The organism is Nocardioides fonticola, from assembly GCF_039536805.1.
Taxonomy (GTDB): Bacteria; Actinomycetota; Actinomycetes; order Propionibacteriales; family Nocardioidaceae; genus Nocardioides; species Nocardioides fonticola.
On sequence record NZ_BAAAZH010000012.1, the window covers coordinates 328,426 to 349,468 of the forward strand.

Annotated in this window: 30 protein-coding genes and 1 pseudogene; all 31 read right to left on the minus strand. The window is 71.8% G+C overall.

Annotation, left to right across the window (positions count from 1 at the left end; translation table 11 throughout):
• Positions 1 to 30: 30 nt before the first annotated feature.
• Positions 31 to 438 carry a hypothetical protein gene (locus ABD671_RS09070; protein WP_344732998.1) on the minus strand — a complete coding sequence of 136 codons (408 nt, stop codon included), beginning with the start codon at positions 436 to 438 and terminating at the stop codon, positions 31 to 33.
• On the minus strand, positions 435 to 1,583 hold the full coding sequence (locus ABD671_RS09075) for a hypothetical protein (protein WP_344732999.1): 1,149 nt from the start codon (positions 1,581 to 1,583) through the stop codon (positions 435 to 437). The genes ABD671_RS09070 and ABD671_RS09075 overlap by 4 nt, the downstream gene beginning before the upstream one ends.
• A gap of 9 nt (positions 1,584 to 1,592) precedes the next feature.
• A complete protein-coding gene (locus tag ABD671_RS09080) occupies positions 1,593 to 2,168 on the minus strand; it encodes a hypothetical protein (protein WP_344733000.1) in 576 nt (191 codons plus the stop codon).
• Positions 2,165 to 2,635 (minus strand): phage virion morphogenesis protein, encoded by a 471-nt coding sequence (locus tag ABD671_RS09085; protein WP_344733001.1) that lies wholly within the window; start codon positions 2,633 to 2,635, stop codon positions 2,165 to 2,167. Before ABD671_RS09085 ends, ABD671_RS09080 begins: the two co-directional genes overlap by 4 nt.
• Positions 2,584 to 3,051 (minus strand): hypothetical protein, encoded by a 468-nt coding sequence (locus ABD671_RS09090; RefSeq protein ID WP_344733002.1) that lies wholly within the window; start codon positions 3,049 to 3,051, stop codon positions 2,584 to 2,586. Before ABD671_RS09090 ends, ABD671_RS09085 begins: the two co-directional genes overlap by 52 nt.
• Before the next feature lie 233 nt (positions 3,052 to 3,284).
• Entirely contained in the window at positions 3,285 to 3,659 is a 375-nt protein-coding gene (locus tag ABD671_RS09095; RefSeq protein ID WP_344733003.1) for a hypothetical protein, read from the minus strand.
• A gap of 14 nt (positions 3,660 to 3,673) precedes the next feature.
• On the minus strand, positions 3,674 to 4,606 hold the full coding sequence (locus tag ABD671_RS09100) for a phage major capsid protein (RefSeq protein ID WP_344733004.1): 933 nt from the start codon (positions 4,604 to 4,606) through the stop codon (positions 3,674 to 3,676).
• 3 nt (positions 4,607 to 4,609) lie between these two features.
• On the minus strand, positions 4,610 to 4,978 hold the full coding sequence (locus tag ABD671_RS09105; protein WP_344733005.1) for a capsid cement protein: 369 nt from the start codon (positions 4,976 to 4,978) through the stop codon (positions 4,610 to 4,612).
• A 3-nt stretch (positions 4,979 to 4,981) separates the two neighbouring features.
• Positions 4,982 to 6,316 carry a head maturation protease, ClpP-related gene (locus ABD671_RS09110; RefSeq protein ID WP_344733006.1) on the minus strand — a complete coding sequence of 445 codons (1,335 nt, stop codon included), beginning with the start codon at positions 6,314 to 6,316 and terminating at the stop codon, positions 4,982 to 4,984.
• Between the two features lie 26 nt (positions 6,317 to 6,342).
• On the minus strand, positions 6,343 to 7,620 hold the full coding sequence (locus tag ABD671_RS09115; RefSeq protein WP_344733007.1) for a phage portal protein family protein: 1,278 nt from the start codon (positions 7,618 to 7,620) through the stop codon (positions 6,343 to 6,345).
• A gap of 27 nt (positions 7,621 to 7,647) precedes the next feature.
• Positions 7,648 to 9,279, minus strand: coding sequence for a hypothetical protein (locus ABD671_RS09120; protein WP_344733008.1), 1,632 nt, complete (start codon positions 9,277 to 9,279; stop codon positions 7,648 to 7,650).
• The gene (locus ABD671_RS09125) at positions 9,233 to 9,691 is read right to left on the minus strand and encodes a hypothetical protein (protein WP_344733009.1); all 459 of its coding nucleotides are present in this window, start codon (positions 9,689 to 9,691) and stop codon (positions 9,233 to 9,235) included. Before ABD671_RS09125 ends, ABD671_RS09120 begins: the two co-directional genes overlap by 47 nt.
• A gap of 143 nt (positions 9,692 to 9,834) precedes the next feature.
• Positions 9,835 to 10,278, minus strand: a complete 444-nt coding sequence (locus ABD671_RS09130; protein ID WP_344733010.1) for an AAA family ATPase — start codon at positions 10,276 to 10,278, stop codon at positions 9,835 to 9,837.
• The gene (locus ABD671_RS09135) at positions 10,275 to 10,547 is read right to left on the minus strand and encodes an HNH endonuclease (RefSeq protein WP_344733011.1); all 273 of its coding nucleotides are present in this window, start codon (positions 10,545 to 10,547) and stop codon (positions 10,275 to 10,277) included. The genes ABD671_RS09130 and ABD671_RS09135 overlap by 4 nt, the downstream gene beginning before the upstream one ends.
• Before the next feature lie 100 nt (positions 10,548 to 10,647).
• Positions 10,648 to 11,427, minus strand: coding sequence for a hypothetical protein (locus ABD671_RS09140; protein WP_344733012.1), 780 nt, complete (start codon positions 11,425 to 11,427; stop codon positions 10,648 to 10,650).
• A complete protein-coding gene (locus ABD671_RS09145) occupies positions 11,424 to 12,053 on the minus strand; it encodes a phage portal protein family protein (protein WP_344733013.1) in 630 nt (209 codons plus the stop codon). Before ABD671_RS09145 ends, ABD671_RS09140 begins: the two co-directional genes overlap by 4 nt.
• The gene (locus ABD671_RS09150; protein WP_344733014.1) at positions 12,050 to 13,087 is read right to left on the minus strand and encodes a hypothetical protein; all 1,038 of its coding nucleotides are present in this window, start codon (positions 13,085 to 13,087) and stop codon (positions 12,050 to 12,052) included. The genes ABD671_RS09145 and ABD671_RS09150 overlap by 4 nt, the downstream gene beginning before the upstream one ends.
• Positions 13,084 to 13,449 carry a hypothetical protein gene (locus tag ABD671_RS09155; RefSeq protein ID WP_344733015.1) on the minus strand — a complete coding sequence of 122 codons (366 nt, stop codon included), beginning with the start codon at positions 13,447 to 13,449 and terminating at the stop codon, positions 13,084 to 13,086. The genes ABD671_RS09150 and ABD671_RS09155 overlap by 4 nt, the downstream gene beginning before the upstream one ends.
• Entirely contained in the window at positions 13,442 to 14,512 is a 1,071-nt protein-coding gene (locus tag ABD671_RS09160) for a DNA translocase FtsK (protein WP_344733016.1), read from the minus strand. The genes ABD671_RS09155 and ABD671_RS09160 overlap by 8 nt, the downstream gene beginning before the upstream one ends.
• Positions 14,509 to 15,147, minus strand: a complete 639-nt coding sequence (locus tag ABD671_RS09165) for a hypothetical protein (protein ID WP_344733017.1) — start codon at positions 15,145 to 15,147, stop codon at positions 14,509 to 14,511. The genes ABD671_RS09160 and ABD671_RS09165 overlap by 4 nt, the downstream gene beginning before the upstream one ends.
• Positions 15,144 to 15,401 carry a hypothetical protein gene (locus ABD671_RS09170; RefSeq protein ID WP_344733018.1) on the minus strand — a complete coding sequence of 86 codons (258 nt, stop codon included), beginning with the start codon at positions 15,399 to 15,401 and terminating at the stop codon, positions 15,144 to 15,146. The genes ABD671_RS09165 and ABD671_RS09170 overlap by 4 nt, the downstream gene beginning before the upstream one ends.
• Positions 15,398 to 15,922: an ASCH domain-containing protein gene (locus ABD671_RS09175; RefSeq protein ID WP_344733019.1), complete on the minus strand. Its 525-nt coding sequence runs from the start codon at positions 15,920 to 15,922 to the stop codon at positions 15,398 to 15,400. Before ABD671_RS09175 ends, ABD671_RS09170 begins: the two co-directional genes overlap by 4 nt.
• Positions 15,919 to 16,134 carry a hypothetical protein gene (locus ABD671_RS09180; RefSeq protein ID WP_344733020.1) on the minus strand — a complete coding sequence of 72 codons (216 nt, stop codon included), beginning with the start codon at positions 16,132 to 16,134 and terminating at the stop codon, positions 15,919 to 15,921. Before ABD671_RS09180 ends, ABD671_RS09175 begins: the two co-directional genes overlap by 4 nt.
• On the minus strand, positions 16,131 to 16,982 hold the full coding sequence (locus tag ABD671_RS09185; protein WP_344733021.1) for an HNH endonuclease: 852 nt from the start codon (positions 16,980 to 16,982) through the stop codon (positions 16,131 to 16,133). The genes ABD671_RS09180 and ABD671_RS09185 overlap by 4 nt, the downstream gene beginning before the upstream one ends.
• A gap of 16 nt (positions 16,983 to 16,998) precedes the next feature.
• Positions 16,999 to 17,250, minus strand: coding sequence for a hypothetical protein (locus ABD671_RS09190; protein ID WP_344733022.1), 252 nt, complete (start codon positions 17,248 to 17,250; stop codon positions 16,999 to 17,001).
• Positions 17,251 to 17,254: 4 nt separating this feature from the next.
• Positions 17,255 to 17,860: a VRR-NUC domain-containing protein gene (locus ABD671_RS09195; protein ID WP_344733023.1), complete on the minus strand. Its 606-nt coding sequence runs from the start codon at positions 17,858 to 17,860 to the stop codon at positions 17,255 to 17,257.
• Positions 17,857 to 18,681: a DNA cytosine methyltransferase gene (locus tag ABD671_RS09200; protein WP_344733024.1), complete on the minus strand. Its 825-nt coding sequence runs from the start codon at positions 18,679 to 18,681 to the stop codon at positions 17,857 to 17,859. Before ABD671_RS09200 ends, ABD671_RS09195 begins: the two co-directional genes overlap by 4 nt.
• Before the next feature lie 192 nt (positions 18,682 to 18,873).
• A pseudogene (locus tag ABD671_RS22325) lies at positions 18,874 to 19,488 on the minus strand (DNA cytosine methyltransferase); the annotation flags it as partial.
• Positions 19,485 to 20,315, minus strand: coding sequence for a hypothetical protein (locus ABD671_RS09205; protein ID WP_344733025.1), 831 nt, complete (start codon positions 20,313 to 20,315; stop codon positions 19,485 to 19,487). The gene ABD671_RS09205 and the pseudogene ABD671_RS22325, both read right to left, overlap by 4 nt.
• On the minus strand, positions 20,312 to 20,833 hold the full coding sequence (locus ABD671_RS09210; RefSeq protein WP_344733026.1) for a hypothetical protein: 522 nt from the start codon (positions 20,831 to 20,833) through the stop codon (positions 20,312 to 20,314). The genes ABD671_RS09205 and ABD671_RS09210 overlap by 4 nt, the downstream gene beginning before the upstream one ends.
• Positions 20,830 to 21,018: a hypothetical protein gene (locus tag ABD671_RS09215; RefSeq protein ID WP_344733028.1), complete on the minus strand. Its 189-nt coding sequence runs from the start codon at positions 21,016 to 21,018 to the stop codon at positions 20,830 to 20,832. Before ABD671_RS09215 ends, ABD671_RS09210 begins: the two co-directional genes overlap by 4 nt.
• Positions 21,019 to 21,043: the final 25 nt, after the last annotated feature.

Below are 21,043 nucleotides of genomic sequence, written 5' to 3' on the forward strand. Positions count from 1 at the left end.
CGCCCCCGGTCAGGTCCTCCGCGCCGCCCATCAGGTGCGGTCCGTGATCGTGAAGACGAGCGAGAACGTGTTCGGCGTCCCCGACTGCGAGTCGACCTCCGGGTCGGTCCCGGACTGGAGGACCCCCGTGTAGGTGAACGGACGCCCGAACGGGGCGCCGTTGACGTCGAGAGGCTGCGCCGTGATCGACGCCTCCCCACGCCCCATGAGACCGACGAGACGCCGGTAGAGTTCGACGTCGCGCTCACGCGTGAACAGACGCCCGATCGTGAGGTCGGAGAACGACGGGAGAGCCGCGAACGCGACCTCCTTCGACATGCCGCCCGGCCGGTACTTCGTGACCTCCGCCGACGGATCGCCGCCCGACTTCGTGTCGAAGACCCCGAGCGCGATCCGATCGACCGTGCCCGTGATCTGCCATTGCTGCTGCGTGCTCATGCTGCGACCCCCTGCGCGACGTTGGTGAGGACGTTGACGGTGACCTTCTCCGTGTGCGGGGAGAGCGAGACCTCGACGTTGGCGTTGATGAACCCGGCGACGATGTTCGCCGGCGTGGTCGCGCCGGCGACGTCGACAGCGAACGCCGCCGACGACGTCGAACCGAACAGGGCGTTCGCCGCGTAGTACGGCAGGAGGATCCCCGTCAGCGCCCCCGACACCTCCGCGAACAGACGCCCGCGACCGTCGATCTGCCGACCGATGAACGCCTCCATCTGCGCGCCGAGCGTGTAGGCGAGTTCCATCACGAACCGGCCGTAGTTGAACTGCTTGTAGGACGCCGACGACGACACCGACACCCACCCGTAGAGCGTCGGCACCGCCACGAGAGCGCCGGTCGAGTCGGCCCGCAGGACGTCCCGGATCACCGTCACGCCGCCGTCGTTGAGCGAGTCGAGCTCCGCCGACGTGTAGGCCACCGACGTCGACAGGCCACGCGTCACGACACCGATCCCGCGACCCTGGTCGACCATCGGCGCATTGTTCGCGTGCCCCGCGACCGCGTCACCTCGAGCGGCGAGACCGGCCGCGATCACCGACCCCGGCGTCTGGCGGGTCCCGCCACCGACGGCCGCGAAGTTCACCCACCCCGTCACGAGCGCCGCGAACTGCGCGCCCGGCGACGCCGCGATCGACGCCGCGAGCGTCGTCAGGCTCGAGGCGGTCGCGGTGCTCGCCGCGTCGATGATCACCGCCCGCGAGAACGCCGCCGCGTGCGCGAGCAGAGCATTCTGCACCGGCGTCCCCGTGACGCCGGGGATGATGACCTGACCCGGGCCGTACTCGACGGTCAGCTTGTTGAGAGCCGCCGTCCACTCCGCCTCCGTCACGGAGGCCGGGGTGACCGCGGCGGCCTTGAGGACGACGACCTTCGGCGCGCCCTGCGTCAGGGCGTCCGCGACGTAGTCCGCGAACGGCGACGGGACACCCGCCGTCGTCGCGTCGTCCTTCGAGAAACACACGGTCGGGACCGACGGACCGCCGGTCGAGGAGGCGAACACGAGGAACGTGGTGCCGGTGTCGGTCGGAGCGCCTCGGCGCTGGACCGCGGTCGTCACGGTGACGACGGTCATGGGACGGGACACGAGGTCTCCTTAGGTGAGTGAGCGGGTGGTGACGGTGGCCGCGGCATCCGCGACCACACCGACCGGCGGATCCGAAGGGATCGGCAGGGAATCGAGAGAGAGGACGGACGCGACCCGGACGTCGAAGTCGACAGCACACATGCCGAGAGTCCGATCCGTGGTCCCGTCGAGGAGACGGCGGTAGGACTCGGAGACCCACACGATCCCGTCGGCGACCCCGCCGAGGGACTGATCAACGAACGCCGCCGCCCGCACGATCGCCGCCCACGTGCGAGCCTTCGTGGCGGTCTGCTCCCAATCGGTGCCGCGGTCGAAGACCCCGACCTCGATCCGGAACACCGCGGCGTAACCGTCGGCGTACCGCTCCGGAGGATCCGCCAGCCCCGGCGACGTGATCGCCCCGGCCGGCAGAGCACGAGCCGACGACCGCAGAGCGTCGAGGGTCGGAGTCTGGCGCCAGGACCGGAACGGGGCGAACCCCGCCGCCCCCAGACCCGCCGCCGAGATCACCCTCGGCACCGCATCCACGAGCGCCGCCTCGAACGCCTCACAGACCGCGTCCGCCGAGACGAGAACGAGCGTCATCGCACACCTCCGACGACGTGGTCGAGGAGCCGCTCCGCGACCCTGGTGACCCGCTGCGCCGACGGCTGAGGCGTCGGGTCACGCCGCGGCGCACCGTTCGCGCCGCCCTTGAGATACCCGACGTAAGGCGCATCGGACCCGACCGTCACGGTCTCCGCGGACTCCGACACACCCGGAGCGCCCGTTACGTCCGACATGAGCCGGCCCGTGTCCACGAGCACCCGAGACGACCCCTTGAGGTCGACCGTGTGGAGGCTGTCCGGAGCCCACGACCCGAACCCGCCAGAGGCGAACACCTCGCGGCCGTAGTCCTGCCCCTCCTCGGCGATCACGTCGAGGAGACCCCGACGATCGGCGAGGTTCCGACCGATGTGGTCGAGGAGCCGCTCCGCACCCGAGGAGTACCGAAGCCCCGTCACCACGACGTGACCCCGTAGCCGTAGCCCGACCCGTAGGGCCTCGGACACGACACCGGGTCCGGGTAACGCTGCGCCGGCGGGAACGAACCGACCGGCGACGGCACGCCGTCACCGTTCCCGTCGACCGCCTCGTCGACGAACTCGCGGAGTTGCTTGAGGAGGTCGGCGTACCGCTCCCGCAGATACACCGCGCGCGGCTGCTCCGGGTAGAGGTCCGCCTCGAGCTCCATCGCCGCACCGCACTCGATCGCACGGACCGCGAGGTCTCGCTTCGGACAGTCGACCTCGGCGAGCCCCGACCCGACGATCGCGGTCACCTCAGCGGCGATCGACACGACCACGGCGTCGACGTGAGAGCGACCCTCACCGACCTCGCCGTCCAGAGCACGCGGCGCGCGCTCCAAGAGACGGGCCTCGATCAGGTCGTGATCGACGAGCTTCGCGAGGCCGGTGAGAGTCACCATCTGGGATCACCCCTCCGTCGGCGGCGTCGCGGCCCGGCCGCGACCCTTCGGCGCTTCGACGATCAGACCGGCGCGGTCGAGACGCTCGATCTCCGCCTCCGTCACACCGTCCGGGAGCGGGTCCCCCGGGGACAGCCGGACCGAACCGATCCCGCCCTCCCCGAGGGTCGCGACGTACACACACCACTCCGGCGACCCGAGGTCCTCCGGAGCCGGCGCGATGACGTACCCCATCAGTCGCCACCACCGTCGGCGCCGACGATCGCCTCGAGCTTCGTGACGAGACCGGTCCGCGGCTTCGCTGAGGCGAGCTCGGCGGCGAGGACGGCCTTCGCCTTCTCGACGTCGGTCCCGACCTCCTCGAGCACCTCGTCGGCGGTCGCCTTCTTCGCGGGCTTCACGCCGGCGCCCTGGTCGGCGCCGGTGTCGGCGCCGGTGTTGACCACCGGGTCGTCCAGGACCGCGAGGAACCCCTCGGCGGCCAGGACGGCGCAGCGTTCGTCGTTCAGCCCCTCGGGCACGACGGAACCGCTGTACCCGTACCAGTCGCCGCCCTTCGACCGGTCCGCGTGCGGGATGATGACGAGCGGCGTGATGACCTGATACATCCTCACCCCTCCCCTCAGGCGGCCAGGTTGATCTTGCGGGCCGCGAGCGGCTCGAGGACGACGGGCACGGTGACCCGGCGCGCGCGGAGGCGGTAGCCGTCGCGGTCGTCCGACCCGGAGAGACGGGTCGACTTGACCTCGACCCCGATCCCGTCGATGCGGCTGTAGTCGGGACTCTGGAGGTCCTCGTCCGCCATGCCGCCGAGCTGGGTCGTGTCCGCGATCAGGGCGTTGTTCGCGATCCCGTTCGGGGTCGCGAGCCAGCGGAGCCCCTGGAGGGTCGGGAAGTCGCCGGTCATGAGCGGCGTGTTCCCGGACTCGCGGGGCAGGTAGCCGGCGGCGATGAACTTCGCCATGACGATCGCGTGACTGAGGTCGTCCATCACGACCGTGTCGGGCATGTACCCCTGGTTCAGCGCGATGATGTTCGCCTTGGCGGAGAGGAACGCCGTGAGGATCTGCTCGGCGGACGCGACCGCGAGGGCTGCGCCGAGGTTCGCGGTGTTCGTCACGGCGGACGAGACCGCGGACATGGCGACCGAGTCGACGTAGGCGACCGACTGGTTGGCGAGCTGGTTGAAAGCGCGGTCGACCGGGTTCCGGTTCAGGCGCGCGATCGTCTCGTCGTAGACCTCCGTGTCCTGACCCCACTTGGTGGTCTTGGCAGCGGACGCGGTGCCGGTGCCGATCGCAACGAGCGGGTACTCGCCGCCGGGGCCGACGGCGCGCGGGTTCTCCCCGGTCGCGATCGGCTCGCCGGTCTCGTAGAACACGCCGCCGCCGACGGCGGAGAACCGGCCGGTGAGGAGCGCGTCGGCGACGTACCGCTGTTCGAGGATCGTTCGGAGACGCCGGGCGATCAGGGTGGGGTCGCGGAGCAGACGGTGGATCTGGCGAATGTCGCCGGAGAGGGTCGGCTGCGGGGCCGGGTAGGTGTAGCCGGGCATGGGTCAGACCTCCATGATCTCGACGGGGTTCCCCGTCGTCGCGGTGGTGAGAGCGACGCCGACGACTCGGGCGTCGTTCGTGCCGATCGTGTGAGTCGCGACCGCGCCGGCGGCGGCGGCCTCGACGGTGTCGCCGGCGGTGACGGTGCCCGACGCGGTCAGGCGGTGGACGGTGCCGCGACCGAAGATCACGACCGGGTCACCGGACGCGGCGTCGGTCGAGGCGACACCGACGGGGATGCTCGAGGCGCCGGCGGTCATCGCGACCGTGCCCGAACCGGACACGTAGACGAGCTTCCCGCCGGTGATCGCGGCGGACGCGGTACGCGTGATCGCGGCGCCCGGCAGGTGGAGAGGCAGGTAGTCAGGCATGCGTCAGGACCCCTTCCGATCCTCGGGGAACACGGACAGGTACAGGTCATCGCCCTCGTCCGCAGCGGCGTCCGGGACGAGCTCGTGACCGATCTCCGCGGCGGGGATCAGGTCGGGGGCCTCGGCGAGCGCGGCGACCGCCGCGGCCGGGTCGAGGTCGTACTGCTTGGCCCACGCGGCGCGGAGGCCCGCCGGGAACTTCGTCCGGTTGGCGTCGAGGAACGCCTCCCGGTCCCGGTCGTGGAGGCGCTTCGCGGCATCGGCGCCGGCGCGAGCACCGGCCTCGAGGGTCGCGAGCTTGGCGGCGGGGATCACGACGTGACCCTCCGGGATGGACGCGGACGGCTGCTCGTCGGCGCGCTCGTCGAGGGCCTCGTCGAGAGCCGCCAAGATGACGGTCTCGTCCGCGTCCCCGGCGACGCCGAGCTTGGTCCGCAGGGTGGAAACTGCCTGGTCGGAGAACGACACGACAGAGCCTCCTTCGGTGTTGAGGGACCCGACCGCGGACGCGCTCGGGGGCGTGAGGGCGCCGCGACGGCGCTCGGTGAACGCGGCACGCGCCGCGGGGTGGAGGAGGACGTCGAGGTCCCACGCCGCGGACGCGGCGAGGTCGGGCGCGACGTCGACGACGTCCGCCGGGTCCGGGATCGGCGGCGGCGGCGTGGTCGACGCGATGTTCGCGACCCGGTCCGCCAGCCCCGCAGTAACCGCCTCCTCAGCGGAGTACCACGTCCCGTCTCCGTTGTTCGCGGTCATCACGTCCCGCCACTCGGCGGCGGTACCGCCGGCGCGGTGGGCGTAGGTCTCCGCGTAGTTCTGCGACTGCTTGTCGATCCAGTCGGCTTCCGCGCGAAGCTCTGCGGCGTTCCCGGCGGCGACGGTCCACGCGTCGTGGATCATCAACTGAGCACCCGGCGACATGACTAGTTCGTCGCCGGCGAGAGCGATCAGAGACGCCGCGGACGCGGCGAGCCCGTCGACGACGACCGTCGTCGTTCCGGCCGGGTGGTTCGCGAGGAGGTTCGCGATCGCGACCCCCTCGATCGCGTTCCCGCCGAAACTGTGAAGACGCACGAGGAGGTGGTCGACAGCGCCGAGGGCGCGGAGTTCCTTCGCGACGTCGTCGGAGTCGAACCCCCACCAGTAGCCGCCGACGGTCCCGTAGAGCCAGAGCTCCGCCGACGACGCCGGAGCGGCTGCTCCGTCGCCGGATCCATCGGTGGCGGCGTCGGCGGCCGACCGGGTCACGACGACCCGGGACTCGGCGCCCGACGCACGCGCCGCCTCGGCGCGACGTCGCAGGTCCGCGAGCGCGGCCCGTCGCTGCTGATGATTCATCGGGGAATCCCCTCTCCTTCGGGTGGTCATGCGACGCCGGTCGACGAGCCCGCAGAGGGCACACCGATCGCGGAGCGGACGAACTCCTCGAGGTTCTGGTCCGCAGTGAGGACCCCCGCCTGAACGAGGGTCGCGAGGGCGGTGACGAGCGCGTCCCGCCGAGCACCGATCTCGTCGAACACGACGCGGGGCGCCCGTTCGCCGGGCCAGTTCCAACCGACGAGGTCGGCGACGACATGCCGCGACGCCGTCCGCGCGAGGTCCTTCGCGATCTTCTGGAGCGCGAGCACGAACGCGTTGAAGAACGTCGACCCCAACGCGTAGGAGCCCGTTCCCTGCTGAGAACCGAGGTTGAGGAAGTTCGCCAGGACCGACCCGGCGATCCGCTCGTCGTGCCGGCGGATGATCTTGTCGAGGTCGGGGAGTTCCCCCTCGACCCCCTTCAAGTGGATAGCCGCGCCGTTCGGAACCGCCACGCCGGCCTCAGCGCCCACCCGAACGGCCTTCGCGAGATCACGGCCGGCCGTGAGGTCCTGCTCGCCTTCCGCGCCTTCGTAGACGACGAGCGGAGCACCGGCCCGTTCCCCGAGGATGAGTTCGATCCGCTGCGCGCGCGAGGACATGAGCCACGGCCCGTAGGCGGCACGGAGGAGCGACTCGCCTCGCCAGTTGCCGCCGCGACGATGCCGCGCGTAGACGACGACCCGGTTGACCGGGAGCCGAGTCGAACCGACGGTCAGCCCGCCGAAGCCGTCAACCGTGGCCTGTTCGATCCACCGGAGACCACCGTCACGAGCGACCTCGAACCGGGTCAGCGAACGCCCCGACCGCCACCCGAGTTTCCCGAGGTGCCAGAGTCCGTCCTCGCCCGGGATCGCCTTCTGCTCGAACACGGAGTGCCCGTACCGGAGGTACTCGTCAGCGGCCACCTCGACGTGCTCGTCCCACGAGAACCGCTCGGCGGCAGGAACCGCCGCCTCCTCATCCGCGTGGTTCGACCCGACCACCGGGAGCGAGAGATCCCGCGCGACATGCGCGACGATCTCCGGCCGGCACCCGGTCCCGTCGATCCGCCACCCCGTCCCGAGGATCGTCTGAACAACCGCGGTGAACACGCCCCCGACCTGGGGGGTCTTCACCATGTCGTCGTACACGTCGTAAGCCAGCGGCCACCGGAGTTCCGGGACACGCTCGTTGGCGAGGTCGCCCCACCAGTCAGACGCCGAGCCGAACGACCCGACCCCGATCTCACGACGAGGAGGAGCCACCACCGGAGCCGGCGGAGGCGAAGGGACGTCAACCATCGCGGGAACCTCCCAAGGTCATTGCGCTCACAGGGGAACCGAGTTCCAATCCGGGACGCTCGTGCGCGCCGAAGTCGCATCGCTGGCAGAGATCCCCACCGGCGAAGGGGGAGCGGCTGACGGAGCCGCCGAGGCCGCCGCCCACCGTTGAGCGGCACACGACACCGACACGAGCGGAGTCATGTCGATCGTCGGATCGCGCTGGTCCCAATGCTGAGTGAGCCCGACGAACTTCGTCCGAGCATTCCGCACCGCCGCCGCGAGCTCCGGCTGACCGGCGTGCTTGATCCGACCCGCCTTCACGAACTCCTGAAACGCCGTACACCCGCGACCCTGGTCGGTCGACCCGAGTTCCCGCCACGGGATCCCCGCCGCCGTCAACGCATCCGAGAACACGAGCGCGTTCCGCGTCAGCCAGACCGGCATGAGCGACGGACGACCCTTCTCGTCCCGCACCACCGGGAGCGAGATCCGCGGCTCAATCCCCGCCGCCTCGTCACCGATGACCAACCGGGTCAGCGTGTCGACGACCTCGCCCGTCCCCGGAGTCTGATCGACGAGGACGAGGATCTCCCCGGCGCCCGGCCCGGCGCCCGGCCCGGCGCCCGCCAGACCAACCGCCGACCACTCGAGGGTCGGCGACACGTCCACCACGACAGCCGCCGTCGACGGAGCCGGCGCATCCACGCGCCCACCCGCCCACGTGTTCATGTTGATGACGCCGCCGGCCTTCGTCGCCGGATCACCACACCACCCGAGACGCTCCCGGGCGTACATGCGCGGGGACGAACTGGACCGCTCCGCGAGCGGCTCCTCGATGTTCATCCGACCCGTCACGACCGCCGGGTTGTAAGCCTCGATCAGGGCGTCGTCGCCGACGTCCGGCATCGGCCCATCCGGCGCGCCCCAGTTGAAACAGGTCAGCCGCGGATCCTCGCCGGCGAACCCCTGCCGACGCTTCCGCATCGCGACCTCACCCTTGCCCTGACCCGGCTTGTCCGGATCCGGTGGCGTGCCGAACAGGAACCGGATCGGGTCGCCCGACGGCGCCGCCGACACCGTCGGCTGGAGCGCCGCGAACTCCTCGTCGGTGAGGTCTTGGTCCTCGTCGCAGATCAGCCAGTCGACGGTGAAGCCACGACCCGACCCCGGGGTCCGCGCGATGAACTCCGCCGACGCGCCGCCCTCGCATCCGCACCGCGTGTTCGCGTGCCCCTGCGGTCCGCAATCCGCCGCGTGGAGGAGGATCGCCTCCTGACCGTTCGCCCGACGGATCTCCTTCGCCAGGACGTAGAGCTCGGGAAACCGGTCCTCGTTGTCGAACATGGCCGCGAGCCGGACGAACGCCTTCCGCGCCGTCTTCACCTCGTGCGCCGTGTGCAGAATCCGGAGACCGAGCACCACGAGGCCGAACAACTCGAGGACCTCGATGATCCCGTTCTTCCCGTTCTGCCGGGGGACGAGGACCTTGACGAACTTCGCGGCCCACCGGCCCGCCGCGGTCCGCGCGAGCGAGCACGTCACAACGTCGGCCTGCCAGTCCTCCGGCGTCAGCCCGTAGCCCGCGGAGAGTTGGCACGCGAGCGGACCGAGGGTGAAGTCAACCGCCCCGTCAGCTATCGCCCGCAGGGTCGGCGCCGGCCGATACGGCACCACCACCGGCGGAGTCGCGGACGAGCTTGATGACGGCAGCAAGCGGAGACACCTCCTCACCCGAGGGCTTCGCCTTCTCGTCGAGTCCGAGCTTCTCGACAAGCGCCTTGAACGCGGTCGCCTGCTGACGCGCCTCCGCCAGGACCCCGCCGATCTCGACGGTCACCTTCACCGTCCGCTCGTTCCGCTCGTCGTCGGTGAAGTCGAGACCAAGGCGGAACTGCATGAGGCGGAGGACGCCCTTCCCGGCGATCACCTCGTCGAGGTCGTCGAGCCGGTCGGCGATCCGGCACGCCTCGAGCGCGACCTCGCCGCCCGGCGTCCCGAGCGCCCGGCCGAACGCCGACCACAGCCGAGCACCGCGCGGACCTAGCCCGTCGATCGGCGACGGTGACGTATCAGAATCCGGACCGCTCACTTGACAAACCTCCGAACCGGCATGGCACGCGCGCGCGCCCGGTGCGAACTCGGGGGGATACCTGGCGCGGGTTGTCCCGCGCGAGTTGCGGCTCGCTCAGATTTTTTCGAGGGGGTGCCTTGACAAGCGCGCGGAGACCCTACTCACCTGAACACGGATGCGGCGGGCGGTGTCGGCTGGTCCCACGCGGCGATCCGGTCGAGCGTCCACTCGGGGCGGCCGGCTTCGACGGCGCGCCGTCGAAGCTCGGCGGGCGGGGCGTCGAGGGCGACGACCACGGCGCCGACGCGGCGGTAGATCGCGAGCGACGTCGGCGACGGCCGGGCGTCGACGATCCACACCGTCCCCCGGCGCGCGAGAGCGCCTGCGGTGGCGCGGCGGATCAGGTCGGCGCGGAGCGAGCGGGCGAGATCGGCGGCGGGGGTCGGAGGCGCGAGCGGGTCGACGTGAGACTCGGGATGACCGAGCGCGCGGGCGAGTTCGTCGAGGTCGACCACGACGTCGTCCGGCGTCGCGTGGCGGCGGACGTGCGTCGACTTCCCAGCGCAGGGCGGGCCAGTGACGACGACGATCCGGGAGCGGGTCACCGGAACACGCTCAGCGGGTCGTGACCGGGCCGGGCGACGAGCGCGTCCGGGAGGCTCGAGCGGCGGCGGTTGCAGGCGCCGCACGCGCCGCGGAGGTTCGACCGGGTGAACGTCAGGTCGGGTCGGTCGGCTACCGGGATGATGTGGTCGGCGGTCTCGGAGGTGCCGGTGCAGATCCCCGGGAGGGCAAGCTGACAGACGGGCTCGAGGGCGATGACGCGGGCCTTGAGTCGTCGCCACTGGTGCGTGCTCGTGTAGTCGCCGGCCATGGGGGGTTCGACCTCCCCGTCGTCCGGGAACGGCAGAGCCCCCGGGGCGGTGATCGCCTCCGGGGGCTCCGGTGTCTGGGTTGGGTTTGTGACCCGCCGCCTAGTGTGACACGGGTCCGGTGAGGTCGAGGGATTGGGGTTCGGCGGCGGCGTGTCGTGTCGCGCCGGTGTGACGCGTCGGATCCGCCGGCGGTGACGTGTCGCGTTGCGTCGCGGCGAACGCTTCCCATGCTCGGAGGACGCCGCCGGAGCCGGGGAACAGGTCGGTGAAGTGGTCGGCGGGGGTGGCGCCGAGAAGGTCGAAGACCCATCGGCAGAACGCGGCGGGCTTCGCTCCGATCACGCGGTTGGGGTCGGTGGTGCGGGCGCGAGCGGGTGCGATGAGGGCGTCCTCGCGTCGCCGAGCTGCTAAACGCGACGCGTCGGGTTGACCTGGTGCGACGGCGATCGCGCCGCCGTAGATCACGGGCTCCCATGTGCTGACGGGGCGGCGGGCGAGCTTGTTCGGGCGGGAGCCGTGGAACCACGCGGCGACCCTGGACCCGGGCGGGCAGAGGGCGAGGATCTCGGGGAGCGCGGCGGCGGAGGTGGAAAGCGCCCACGCGTCGTAGTCGGCCGTGAGCGACGCGACGAGCGCGGCGTGGTCGACCTCGCCGGCGTAGTCGGGGTGGGTGCCGTAGTAGCGGGCGGAGAGGCCGGGATATGGCGGGTCGGCGTAGGCGAGGCGTCGCGGCTGGCCATGGGCGACGGGTGTTCCGGTGCCGACGGTGGTGGTGAACCGGTGCCGGGCCTGTCGGCATCGCTTGGAACAGGTGACGGAGTCGCGGCGAGCATGGTCGGGGATGGGGCCTCGGCACCACGCGCAGATCCGGGCGGTCATATGGCGGTGATCGCCGCGTAGTGGGCGGCGTCGCGGATCGTCGCGGCCATGCGGGCGGTGGTGATGAGCGCGAGCGCGTCGGTGACGATGACGACCGGGACCGGGTCGTCGGGGGCGGGGCCGACGTCCTCGCCGAGCCAGTGGAGGACTTCGGCCATGCCGTGCCGGACGTAGCGGCGCGCCCACTCCCCCGGAGACGGGGGCATCGTCGCGTGTGGGGAGACGACGACGTCGAGGCCGAGGAAGGTTGGGGGGGTGGGGAACGACCCGAGGACCGGGCCGGCCCGGAGGGGTTCGGTCGCGGCGCGGTTGAGGCTCCGAGCGACGTCAGCGATCGGGGTATCGGTGGTCTCGGCGATCGTGCGGGCGAGCCGGGCGAGATCCTCGACCGTGACCGGGGCCGATGGTGTCGCGAGGGTCGTCGAGAGCTTCGTGAGGACGGCGTCCGCGTCGGCGGCGGCGCGGACGGCGGCGCGGACGGCGGCGCGGACCTGCTCCGATGACAGCGAACACGACCCCGTCTGAGTCCCGAGGTTCAGGAAGTGCGCGAGCACCGCCCGCGCAATCTGCTCGTCGTGATACGCGACGAACTCCTCGGCGGAGGTGAGGGTGTGGTCGGTGGTCATGCGGGCTCCTGTGTGGTGGTGAGGCGGTCGAAGACGTCGCCGAAGCGAGGGAGGCCGGTGTCGTCGACGTCGACGAGGTCGCGGCGGACCCATTGCCGGAGGAGGGCGTGGAGGGTTTTCTCGGGGCGGTCGTCGATGCCGTAGCCGCGGAGGAGGCGGACGGTGTCGACGATCGTCATGCGTCGGTCGAAGTAGGCGGGGAGCGCGGTGTCGAGGACGTCGGCGGTGTAGGCGCCGGTGTCGCAGTTGTCGCACCACGCGATCCGGCGGCCTGGTGCGGCGGTGAGGGTGCCGCCGGTGCAGGCGTCGCAGGGGCCGTAGGGGAGGCGTTCGCGGGGGCGGGTGTCGATGACGTGGAGGAGGCGTTCGATCGCGTGGTCGAGGGCGCCGGGGACGGTGGTGAACTCGGGGTGTTCGAGGAGCGCGTCGGCGCGCCAGAGGAGCCACGCGGCGAGGTCGGGGGCGAGGTGTTCGGCGCGGCGAGGTTTGCCGTCGCCGGCGCGCCAGCCGTCGGGGGCGGTGGAGCGGAGGCGGTGGCCTCGGGAGCCGGCGCGGCCGACGGTGTGGGCGAGGAGCCGCTCGAGGTCGTGGGCGGCGTCGACGGCGGCGGTGTTGAGGACGAGGCCGGTCTCGACGGCGGTGGTCCCGACCATGGGGTCGTCGGGGTCGGTGATCTTCGTCGACTTCCGGGCGGCGGAGCCCTTCCCGGATCGGCCGGCGGTGGCGAGTGCGGCGTAGTCGATGCCGCGTTCCCCGACGATGACGGAGAGCACGGTGTCCCAGAGGCCGGGTTCGGTGGCGAGGGGTCTCGGGTAGGCGCATCGGTCGGGCGCTTGGACGTGGTCGACGCCGGTCGCGTACCGGTCGGGGTTGACGGTCGGGAGGAGCGATCGGAGGTGGCCGGTGAACCGGTCCCCGCACGTGTCGCAATGGAGGGCGTCGGGGTGTCCGACGGGCTCGTCCTCGCAGGTCGCGCAGATCCGTTCCGTCGGGGCGGTGGGGGTGTCGCGGTGCGCGTTGCGGCGTCGGCTCATGGGCGGCCTGCCTGCGCTGCGCGGAGGAGGGCGGCGGTGACCCATTCGGCGGCGGGGCCTGGGAGGGCGTAGAGGGCGTAGTCGGTGAGCCATTGAGGGATGACCGGGAACAGGCGATCGCGGATGATCGCGACGACGACGGGGCCGTCTTCGTGGTCACGCCAGTCGTCGGGGTCGATCCCAGCGTCGAGGGCGACCGAGTAGGGGCACGTCCGGAGGTCGGGGGTCGTGTCCCGGCATCGCTCCGAGTGCAGGAGGTAGACGGTGCGCTCGGCGGTGACGGCGCGGGCGAGGTGTTGGTGAGGGTGGCGGCGGGCGCCGACGATGCGTTCGATCTGGTCGGCGGGCACGAGCTCAGACACCGGCGGCCTCCCCGGCGAGCGCGCGGGCGAGGTGGGTGGTTATCCGGTCGGCGAGGACGTCGCGGGCGTTCGTGCCGTCGGCGGGTCCGACGATGCCGAGGCGTTCGAGTTCGTCCATGACGCGGCCGGCGAGCGCGTACCCGATCCTCAGCTTCCGTTGGATCATCGCCGTGGACCCGAACCGGGTCGTGACGACGAGCTCGGCGGCGTCGGCGAGGAGGGTCCGGTCGATCGGGTCGACGACCTTGAGAGAGCCGTCGGAGCCGGGCGCGAGGACGGAGACGCCGGAGGTGTCGCGTAGATCCTCGGCGACGGGTCGGCGGCGGGGCTCGGGGGTCGGTTCCCCGATCGTCCACTTCGACGGCATGACGAGCCCCTGAACCCGTGGGGCGCGGTCGGTGTGGACCCGTGACTCGAGGTAGTCCATGCCGAGGGTCACGCGGGCTACGGAGGTCTCCCCGCCGAACGTCCACCGGAGCGGGCCGTCGTTCCATCGGCGGAGCGCGCCGAGCCGGGAGAGGCGTTCGAGAGGGAGCGCGATCCGGTCGGTCGTGACCGGGTCGAACCCGTCGAGGAGGCGCCGCCAGTCGGGGTAGTCGGAGACGACGATCGGGAGGAACACGGTCTCGACGTCGGGGATCGCGAGGACCGCGAACGTCGGCTCGAGCCCGTCGAGGGGTTCGTCGGCGCCGGCCTCGACGGGGAGCCGGACGTCGAACGCGAGGTCTACGACGAGGTCGCCGAACGGGACCTCGTCGTCCTTCCCGAGGCGGGCCCGCTTGAGGGCGTAGGAGAGGAGCCCGGTGCCGCGTGCGTCGGCGTCCTGAGTGACGACGACCCGGTCGGGGGCCTCGGCGAGGGTGGGCTCGTCGACGGTGTCGGCGTCGAGGGCCGGAACCCATGCGGTCAGGAGGACGTAACGGTCGGTCGCGACGAGCCGGACCCCGGTCGGGAAGGTCTCGACCGCGACGGTCCGGTCGAGGGTCGGAAGGGTGGAGTCCGAGCCGGATGCCTGCGCGACGGACAGCCACGCGAGCGCGAGAGCGGGGGCGTCGAAGTTCATCGGCGGGCCCCGTTCGTGAGCCGCTCGAACGCCCAGACGTCGAGCGTCACGAAAGCCGGCGCGAGGGCGGCGCGGAAGTCGCTTGGCAGGTCGTCGAGGCCCGACCACGGCGGCGCCCACACGATCCGGTCGGTCGGCTTGATCGAGTAGCCGCGGATCCGGTTCACCACGCGCGGGTAGACGACGAGTGTCGCTCGGGCACCGAAGGGCACCCCGTAGAGATCGCAGACGGCGAGCGCTCGGGCGCGGTCCGGGGCGAACACGTATGTCCGCGGCCGGGCGACGGGCTTCGTGTCCCGAAGGTCGGGGACGGCGGCGGCGTCGGAGGTGTCGTTGAGGATCTCCGCGACGCCTGCCGGGTGCGGAAGGTCGTCGGCGATGCCGAGGACCGTCGCTGCCTTGATGACGAGGCGGTAGAGGGTCGCGCCCGCGTAGGTCGAGGTAGGGCCTGCTGCCTTGAGGGCATTCCGGGCGAGCACCCGGAGAGCGGCCCGGCTGCCGTTCACGTGCTGCCACGGGATCACCGGGAGCGGCGAGCCGGCGCGGCCGAGGACGCCGAGCACGGCGAGGGCCTCCTCGCGGGTCATGGGCCGCTCGGGGGCGGCGGCGGCGTGGTCGGTGGTGTGGTCGTTCATCGGCCGTCTCCCGTCGGGGTGATCGTGGCGAGGTGGGCGCGAACGAGGTCACGGATCAGTTCCGCGGCCTCGGTGAGCGCTTCGATGAGCGGGTCGAACCGGGGGTCGTCGGTCTCGTCCAGGTCGAAGCCGGCGGTCCGCTCGAGGTGCTTGGTCGCCCATTCCATCGCGCGGATGGGGAGCGGGCCGACGGCGTCCTCCATCGCGGCGAGCAAGACGGACGCGCGGTCGGGGTCGGGGGTCGGGTCGGTCATCGGGCACCTCCGGACGCGGCGAGGATCTTCCGCAGGGACGCGACCGCGGGGAACTGGTCGCGGTACATGGCGAGGAGGGCATCGATCTGGTCAACGCCGACGACAGGCGTCAGGGACCAGAGGCCGAGCTTCCCGCCGACGTTGGGGATCGGGTCGTCGAGGGCGTAGGTGTCGGTGAGGACGAGGTGTGTGAGGCGGTTCCGGCGGTGCTCGGGGGCCTGGTCGGGGCGTTCGGCCCACGGGTTCCCGGGGCAGCATTCGGCGGTGGCGACGTGGGCGTCGACGAGGGTGGTGACGGCGACGATCGCGCCGACCCGGTGGTCGCGTTCCCACGGGTCGGAGGCCGGGCCGACGATCCGGTCGACGGTGTCGAACGCGGCGGCGGGGGCGGAGGTGTGGCCGGCGTGGATCGCGAGCGTTCCTCGGTAGGTGAACGCCTGGGATCGGTTCTCGACGGTCTTCCCGCCGTGCGCGATCGCCCACGCCCACGGCTGGCGGACGGTGATTGCCTTCATGGTCATTCGACTCCTTCGTGGTTGATGCCGGGTCGGTTGCAGCGGGGGCAGAGGTCACGGGTGTTGGTGAGGAGCCACCCGGCGGCGATGAGCTCCTGCTGACGGGCGGTCTCAGGGACGGGGTCGGTGAGGGCGGATCCGCCGAACCGGGCGGGGGGGGCGAACTCGCAGCGGTCGCAGACGATGACCGGGATGGGGGCGGGGCGGGTGGTGGTCACTGGTCGCCTCCCGGGTCCGTGGTGGCGGTGGTGGTCGCGTGGTCCGTGGTGGTGGCCGTACTTGGTGACACACCGGGTACGTTTTCGGCCCCCGACCCGACCCGACCCGACCCGATGAGGACCCCGGTGTTTCTGGTGACAGGGCCCGGGGTGTGGTCGTCGGCGAGGGAGGCGTCGGGGTCGTCGCGGTCGGCGGTCGCGGAGGTGGGGGCGTCGATGACCGGGGCGCCGAGGGATCCGGCCTTGAGGAGCTTCATGCCGGCGTCGGTGAGGGAGCGCCCGCCCTTGCGGCCGTTGCATCCGCGGCAGCACACGACGACGTTCTCGAGGGTGTTCCGGCCGCCCTCGACGATGGGGACGACGTGGTCGTAGGTGCCGCCGCCGGCGGACCGCTTGTCGGTCCAGTTCACGAGGGTCCCGCAGTAGCGGCACCGGTCCTGGTCGCGTTCGTCGATCGCGGCCTTGAGCGCCTTGTCGCGGTAGAACGCTTGCCGGGTCTTCGCGGCGAGCCGGTCGGCTTCGACGTCGGCGCGGAGCGGTTGGTCGGGGGCCCATCGGGTGAACACGACGCGGCGGGGCTTGTCGGGGTCGTGGGGTTTCCAGAGGCCGGCGGCGCGGAGGAGGCGGGTCAGCTTCGGGGCTTCGGTGGGGGCCCATCGGCGGAGGACGTGCTCGGGGATGACGCCGTCGGAGAGTTGGTCACCGGACCATGACCCGGTGAGGGCGTAGAGGCCGACCGCGGCGAGCGCGAGGAGCTCGTCGAGGGCTTCGGGGTCGCGGTCGGGAGGGACGAGGAGGTCGTGGATCTCGGGCCACTCGTGGAACTTGTCGTCGAGCTTGAACCACACGGGGCGGGTTCTCCGTTCAGGGTGTGGGGCGGCGGGTGCGGGTGGCGCGGGCCTTCCGGATCGCGGCCTCGGAGGTCGCGATCAGGCGGCGGGCGTTGGTGGTGCAGCACGGGTGATGTGTCTCGCCGGCGGCGGCGGCTTGGTCGGTGAGCCAGTTCCCGCAGGAGACGCACCGCTTCGACTTGTCGGAGCCGTAGAGGCGTCCGGCGTCGGGGTCGCCGAAGGACTTCGGGCCGGAAGCCCGCTTGTCCGGCGAGAGCTTCGGCATGGGCTCAGAACACGAGCGGTTCGGGAGGTTCGGTCGTGCGGGCGCCGGTGGTGCGGCGTCGTGTGGTGGCGGTCGAGGCGGGTCCGGTGCCGGTGGTGTCGCGGCACGTGACGAGGCCGGGGGAGAGGGTGACGGTGTCGCCGATCGGGAGCGCCCGGACCGGCCGCCAGCAACATTCGGTCTCGGCGGACGTGAGGGACGCCGTCCGGTGGACGGTGGGGGTGTGGCGGATCGTGACGGACACGGGCGCGCCTCCTTCGGCGGCGGACGGGTGGGCGAGGTCGTGCAGGACCTCGTTGATCTCGAGCCAGTCGGCGGGGCGCCAGAGGAACGCCCGGATCCCGGCGGCTTCGAGGCCGGTGAGCCACGCCCGTTGTTCTGGGGTGGTGCGGCCCTTGTTGGTCTTGAGTTCGGCGACCACGAGTTCGCGGGGCCCGAGGATCGCCAGGTCGGGGAACCCGGCGACGGAGCGCCGTGAGTCGTGGGTGTGGTAGTAGGGGAGCCGCTCGAGCTTGCAGAGCGACACGACGCGCGCGAGGAACACCGACTCGGAGAGGTCGGTCGGGAGGGGCGCGATCGACGCGCGGGTGACGTCGGGTAGCGGGGTCACGCGGCCACTCCCCACCGGATCAGCACGGGCAGGAGGATCCGCAGCGCCGCCTCGGCTTGTTGTGGGACGACGCCGTTACCGGCGAGCTTGAGGGCCTCGTTCCGGGTGATCCCGGGGACGTCGGTGATCCACCCGGCCGGGACGCCCATCATCCACTCGGAGAACCGGGCGGACAGGCGCGGGGCGCCCTTCGGCCCGATCTCCGTCGGCGACGGCGCGGGCCTAGTGAGGGCCTCCCACCGTCGGACCGCGCCGGCGTAGTCGCCCCACGCGGCGGGCTTCACCTCGGCGCCGAGGTTGCGGGCGTGCCCGTTGCCGGTATCCGGTTCGGTTGTCGGGGTCGGGAGGAGGAACGGGACGTCGCGGAGCATCGGCCCATGACCGGACTCCTCGCGGCGATCGGCGACAGCGCCCGCCCGGTCCATCGCGGTCGGGGTCGGGAGGAGGTGGCGCGGGTTGTCCTGCCGACCGAGGTCGGTGCGGACGATCGCGTCGGTCAGGGTCACGGCGGACGGCGTCGACCCTCCCGACGCGGCGGCGTCCCGGGTCGTCGGGGTCGGGAGGAGTTGGACCGCCATGGAGAGCGGCAGGAACGTGGACTCGCGGCCGTCGTGGGCCTTGAGGCGAGCGTGGTACTGCTCGGCGGTGCCGCCCGGTTCGTGCGCCGCCGGAGTCGGGAGGAGCTTCCCCTCCGCGTGGGCCTTCGCGAGACCGGGGAGCAGCAACTCCCCGCCCCGCTCGCCCGACCGGGTCAGGTGACCGCCCATACCGTCGGCGACGGACGGCGTCGGGAGGAGCTGCTGCACCGCCGACGGGAGCATGAGGTCACCCGACGAGCCGCGCTGGTTGTGGCCCTTGTGGTCGCGGGCGGTCGGGGTCGGGAGGACGGTCAGAGGTTTGTCGCGACGTCCTGTAGCGAGATTGAGTGACCTCCCGCTTTCCGCTTCTCCGGGTCCTGCGGGCCACCACGCTCCCCGTCGTAGGCCGCCGGGGTCGGCAGGAGCGGCGACGAGGAAGACTCGGAACCGGGGGTGAGGAGCGCCGACTCGGGAAGCCGGTAGGCCGTGCCATGCCGTGTCGTACCCGAGATCGGAAAGGTCTCCGAGAACACGACCGAGGGCGCGGAGAACAGGGTCTCCGTCTCGTCGTCGTACCTCAGCCAACAGTCGAGGGTCGGATTCCAGACCGCTATCGGCTCGGGTGGAGTAGGCGCCACGGACGTTCTCCCATACGACGAGGGACGGACGGAGGACCGCGATCGCTTCGCGCATCGCAACCCACAGATTCGAGCGGGTGCCGTCGGACATGCCGGCGCGCTTCCCGGCGGCGGACAGGTCCTGACACGGTGACCCGCCGGTGATGACGTCGACCGGTTCGACGGTCGTCCAGTCGACGGCGGCGACGTCGCCGAGGTTCGGCACGCCCGGATGGTGGTGTTCGATCAGGCGGCACGGTCCGCGGTGCGGTTCGTAGTGGCCGACGGTGCCGTCGTCGTAGAACCGGCACACGTCGGAGACCCATGCCAGCGTGCCGCCGAGGACGTTCCGGACCGCCATGTCCAGACCGCCGTACCCGTGGAACAGGGACCCGATGCGGGGACCCTGGTCGGTGGTGGTGTCGGCGCTCATGTGAAGCACCACCCGGAGTCACACTCGCCGTCGATGCCGACGAGCGGGAGGAGCGGCTGCTCGGTGTCGATCGCCTCACGGAGCGGGACACCGAACCGGGTCAGGTAGACGTGATCCTTGCCGAGCATGTCGCGGCGCTGGTTCAGGGTCTCCTCGAGCTCGATCGACTTCTGCCAGAGGTCGGGGTGTTCGCGCGCGAGGTCGGCCCACGCGGTCGGGCGGTGGAACGGGCAGAAAAAGCACGACGACTTCGGCGGCACCGGGAGGCCGGCCTCGGCGATGATCCGCGAACAGTCGTCGCGACGGAGCTTGAGGCCGGTCTCCTCGCCGATCCCGACGAGCGGGTAGACGACGCGTTCGTAGTCGTTGACGCGGCGCGTGTTGGCGCGCTGGATCTCGTCGAGGCTGATCCCGATGCCGACGGTGGCGGGGGTCTCCGCGGTCGCGCCGCGACGCCGCAACTCCTTGCCGATGACGCGGATCTTGAAGTCGGCCGTACACGAGCGGTTGCCGGGGGCGCCGTTGCTCATGCGGACCGGGATCGGGAGAGACCGCGAGCCTTCCCGCATCAGCCGGCCCCACAGGGTTTCGACCGTGCCGTCGCGCTTCACCCGGTCGAGCACGACGAGTTCGATCCCGTGGTCGTCGGCGTAGGGGGCGGCGACCTCGCGGACGTACCGCAGGGTGTCGGGGTGCTCGCTGTCGTCTCCGACGTTCGCCATGAGGAACAGCGGGAAGTCGATCCGGCCCTGCGCCGCCAGGACGAGGAGCGCCGTCGACTGGACGCCGCCGCCGTAGGAGACGGCGCGGATGCTGGCGGCGGTCATGCGTTCGCCGTCTCAGCGGTCGGGGCGGGCGACTTCGGGCGGCGGCGGTTGTGGTTGCGGCGCTGGCGGGGCTTGTAGTCGGCGGCCCGGGGGTCGTCGGTCGGGGTGCGGAACCCGGTCCAGATCCGGAGGCGGTAGGGCTTGCCGTCGTTCCCGGCTCGAGGGCCGGAGCCGGCGCACACCTCCCACGGGTCGGTGACGTCGCGGGTCGTCGCGACCCGCATCGGGCACGTCGGGCCCCCGGACCACCGGGCCCAGAACGAGGAGAACCGGTTCGGTGGGATCTCGTGGTCGCCGGCGGCGATGAGGGCGCGGACCCGGTTGACCGACACGACGCCGCCGTGGGTGGTCGCGTCGGTCTCGCAGGCGTTGAGGAACACGGCGACGTCGGTCGCGCGGACGGGGAGCGGGTCGTCGACGTCGGCGACCATGTGGAGGAGGTCGAACGTGTCGTCGTCGACGGGCGCGAACCGGGGTCGGCCGGTCGTGGGCTCGGTGGTCTCGGCGGCGGCGGTCATCGGATCGCCTCGGCGAACTCGCGGACGTCGTGGGCGGCGTCGGTGTGGTCGGTGGGTCGTCCGCCGGTGGTGGCGGCGAGCGCGACGGCGTAGACGTCGGTCGGGGTGGCGCCTTCGCTGAGGGCGAGGGCGAGGTTCTGTGTCGCGCGCTCGAGGTAGCGGGTCGCGGTGGGTGTGCGTGGCATCGGGGCGGCTCCTTCCGTGGTGGTG